The sequence below is a fragment of the Brevundimonas diminuta ATCC 11568 genome, assembly GCF_000204035.1.
In the GTDB taxonomy this organism is placed as follows: Bacteria; Pseudomonadota; Alphaproteobacteria; order Caulobacterales; family Caulobacteraceae; genus Brevundimonas; species Brevundimonas diminuta.
In genome coordinates, this window is the sequence record NZ_GL883086.1 from 1,685,936 (window position 1) to 1,689,226 (window position 3,291).

General features: G+C 68.2%; 5 protein-coding genes. 3 read left to right on the forward strand and 2 right to left on the reverse strand.

The window, feature by feature from the left end; translation table 11 throughout:
* The 3 genes from BDIM_RS17260 to BDIM_RS12015 form a co-directional block, all read left to right on the forward strand.
* On the forward strand, positions 1-187 hold a 187-nt coding region (locus tag BDIM_RS17260), incomplete at its 5' end, for a DUF6456 domain-containing protein (protein WP_248601218.1).
* Positions 188-300: 113 nt separating this feature from the next.
* Complete coding sequence (locus tag BDIM_RS12010; protein ID WP_003165860.1) at positions 301-1,104, forward strand: hypothetical protein; 804 nt, start codon at positions 301-303, stop codon at positions 1,102-1,104.
* Between the two features lie 41 nt (positions 1,105-1,145).
* The gene (locus BDIM_RS12015) at positions 1,146-2,204 is read left to right on the forward strand and encodes a linear amide C-N hydrolase (protein ID WP_169312146.1); all 1,059 of its coding nucleotides are present in this window, start codon (positions 1,146-1,148) and stop codon (positions 2,202-2,204) included.
* 22 nt (positions 2,205-2,226) lie between these two features.
* Here the strand turns inward: BDIM_RS12015 and BDIM_RS12020 are convergent, their stop codons facing one another.
* Positions 2,227-2,520, reverse strand: a complete 294-nt coding sequence (locus tag BDIM_RS12020) for a hypothetical protein (RefSeq protein ID WP_003165862.1) — start codon at positions 2,518-2,520, stop codon at positions 2,227-2,229.
* Positions 2,521-2,592: 72 nt separating this feature from the next.
* A complete protein-coding gene (locus BDIM_RS12025; RefSeq protein ID WP_040346929.1) occupies positions 2,593-3,030 on the reverse strand; it encodes a SufE family protein in 438 nt (145 codons plus the stop codon).
* Between the last annotated feature and the right edge of the window lie 261 nt (positions 3,031-3,291).

Sequence of the window (3,291 nt, forward strand, 5' to 3'; positions counted from 1 at the left end):
CTCGGCGCGGGTGCAGGCGGCGCTGGACGCCTGCGGCCCGCGCCTGCGCGCCATGGTCGAACAGGTCTGCATCCACGGCACGTCGCTGCAACTGGCGGAACAGGCCCTGTCCTTGCGCCGCCGACAGGGCAAGACCCTGCTGAAACAGGGTTTGCAGGCTCTGGCCGAGCACTACGGCCTCGCATGACGGCGCGCCGCCGTCATGCGGGACGCACAATCAAAGATTGCTGATCTACGATTACTTAAGCATGGCCGTTCTACCTAAGGGCGATCCTCCCGGTCGCAGTGAGTAGACTCCCCATGACGTTCCTCCGCCCCGCCTCGCTTCTTCTCGGACTGGCGGGCCTCGCCGTCGCCGGTTCCGCCAGCGCCCAGACCGGCGTCAAGGCCGGCGCCGACGACCAGTGGCGCGTCACCGTCAGCCCCTATGTCTGGGCGACTTCGCTGGACGGCAATGTCACCCTGGCCGGGCACAAGGCGCCGGTGGACGTGTCCGCCTCGGACGCCTTCGACCAGCTGGAGAGCGTCGTCATGGGCGACGTCGAGGTGCGCAAGGGCCGCTGGGGCGCCTTCGTCGACTATCAGTACGCCAAGACCCATGAGGGCGTGTCCCTGATGGGCGTTCCGGCCGAGTTGGGCACCCGCTCGACCACCGTCTCGGGCGGGGTGCTGTTCCGCCTGATCGACGATCCCGTCGGCGGCCGCACCGCCTTCGGCGACGCGCGCAGCTTCCGTGTCGAGCCTCTGATCGGCGCCCGCTGGAGCAAGCTGCGGGCCGAGCTGAACACGCCGCTGGGCGCCACGCAGAAGGGCGCCGAATGGACCGACCTGCTGCTGGGCCTGCGGGTCGAGAGCGACGTGTCCGAACGCTGGACCCTGCGCACCCAGGTCGACGCCGGCGGCCTGGGCGACGACGACCGTCACAGCCTGGCCTGGCAGGCGCTGGCCTCCTACCGCACGCCGCTGGCGGCCGGCGCCGTCTCGGTCAACGCCGGCTATCGGATGCTGCATCAGAACTATGAGCAGGACGATTTCACCGGCCAGCGCTTCGACTGGAAGGTGACGCGCCACGGCCCGGTGCTGGGCCTGTCGCTGACCTACTGATCCTCCCTCCCCCTGACGATCCTCTCACCTCAGGAGACGACATGCGTAATGGAATGAAGAAGGGCGTCGCCGCCCTGGCCGCCGCCTTCATGCTGGCCGTTCCGGCGGCCGAGGCCTGCACCCGCCTTGTCTATCACGGCCACGACGGCGCGGTGATCACCGCCCGGTCGATGGACTGGAAGGACGAGATCATGACCAACCTCTGGATCTTCCCGCGCGGCATGGCGCGGGACGGGTCCGGCGGCCCCAACTCCCTGACCTGGACGTCCAAATACGGCAGCGTCATCGCCAGCGGCTATGACATCTCGACCGTCGACGGCGTGAACGAGATGGGCCTGGTCGCTAACGTCCTGTGGCTGGTGGAGTCGGAATACCCGGCCCACGATCCGAACAAGCCCGCCCTCAGCATCGCCGCCTGGGCGCAATATGCGCTGGACAACTACGCCACCGTGGCCGAGGCCGTCGAAGGCCTGCGCGACGAGCCCTTCGTTCTGGTCAGCGACAATGTGCCGGGGCAGGAACGCCTGACCACCCTGCACCTGTCCCTGTCGGACAGCAGCGGCGACAGCGCCATCTTCGAATACATCGACGGCAAGCTGGTGATCCACCACAGCCGCGACTACCAAGTGATGACCAACTCGCCGACCTTCGATCAGCAGCTGGCGCTGAACACCTATTGGCAGGGCATCGGCGGCACGGTCATGCTGCCAGGCACCAACCGGGCGGCCGACCGCTATGCGCGCGCCTCCTTCTACGTCAACGCCATTCCCAAGTTCGAAGACCAGAACATGGCCGTGGCCAGCGTGTTCAGCGTGATCCGCAACGTCTCGGTGCCGTTCGGCATTTCGACGCCGGACCAGCCGAACATCTCCTCGACGCGCTGGCGCACGGTCGTGGATCACAAGCGCAAGCTGTACTTCTTCGAGTCGGCCCTGACGCCGAACACCTTCTGGGTGGACCTGAAGAAGATCGACTTCTCTGCGCGCGCCCCGGTCAAGCGGCTGGAGCTGGGCGAGAACCAGATCAACACCCACGCGGGCGACGCCACCGCCAAGTTCAGCAACGCGCGAGCCTTCCCCTTCCTCGGCCCGCAACAGTAGGCCGCGACAAGGCGGTCGGGGCTCAGAAAATCCCGACCGCCGCCTCGGCCCAGATCACCAACACGGCCAGGACCACCGCCCCGGCCAGCGCCAGCCGCACCAACGGCGTCCGCGCCTTCCACAGCAGCAGCTCCAGCAGCAGGCCCGCCCCGATCAGCAGGACGGCGGCGAACAGGAAGTCCTGCGCGTCCCAGGCGACCTCGGAGGTGAACTGCATGGCCGCCAGCGGCGTCAGCAGGATCAGCCCGACCGCGCTCCAGCCGGCCGTTCGGATCGGATTGAAGAAGGAAGGCGCGCGTTTCGTCAGGACCGGCATCGGACCGCTCCGCACAGGATAGAACGCCTCATCATGCGCCCGATCGCGTTCGACCGGAAGCGAGAAGCGCAGTCAGCCCGCCGCCAGCGCCGCTTCGCGGATGCGGCCGACCATGCTGTTCAGGCCGTTGGCGCGTTGCCGCGTCAGGGCCGAAGGCAGGCCCAGACGGTCCAGCGCCGCCCTGGCGTCAAAATCCAGAATCTCAACCGGCAGCCGTCCCGAATAGAGCCGCAGCAGCAGGGCGATGTTGCCCTTGGACAGGGCGCTGTCGCTGTCCGCGTCAAAGAACAGGCGATCGCCCTCGGCCCGCGTCGACAGCCAGACCTGGGCGGCGCAGCCCGGCACCTTGTTCGCCTCGATCCGCGCCTCTTCGGGCAGGGGCGGCAAGTCCTTGCCCAGGTCGATGACGTATTCGATGCGTCCCTCCCAATCGCCCAGCAGGTCGAACTCCTCGACCAGTTCGGCCAGGGTCTCGTCGATGGAGCGGGCGGGAGCAGCGGTGGAGGTCATGGGCGCGACATAGGCCGCGCGCGCCCTCGCCACAACCGCCCCTCTCACACCCGGTTCTTCGCTCCCCCGACAGGCGAGCGCGCTAGGGGGCGCTTGGGGCGCAGTCTAATCTATAAGGCTGATTCAACCCCTGCGCCCGGATGGCCGTGACGTCTAGGACCGCCCTTCTCGATCCCATCCGCCGCCCCGAAGCCGCCGAGGCCGGGGACGGCGCCGCCGTGGCCGCCTGGCACGCCGGGTGGACGGCGGTGGTCGGGCTGA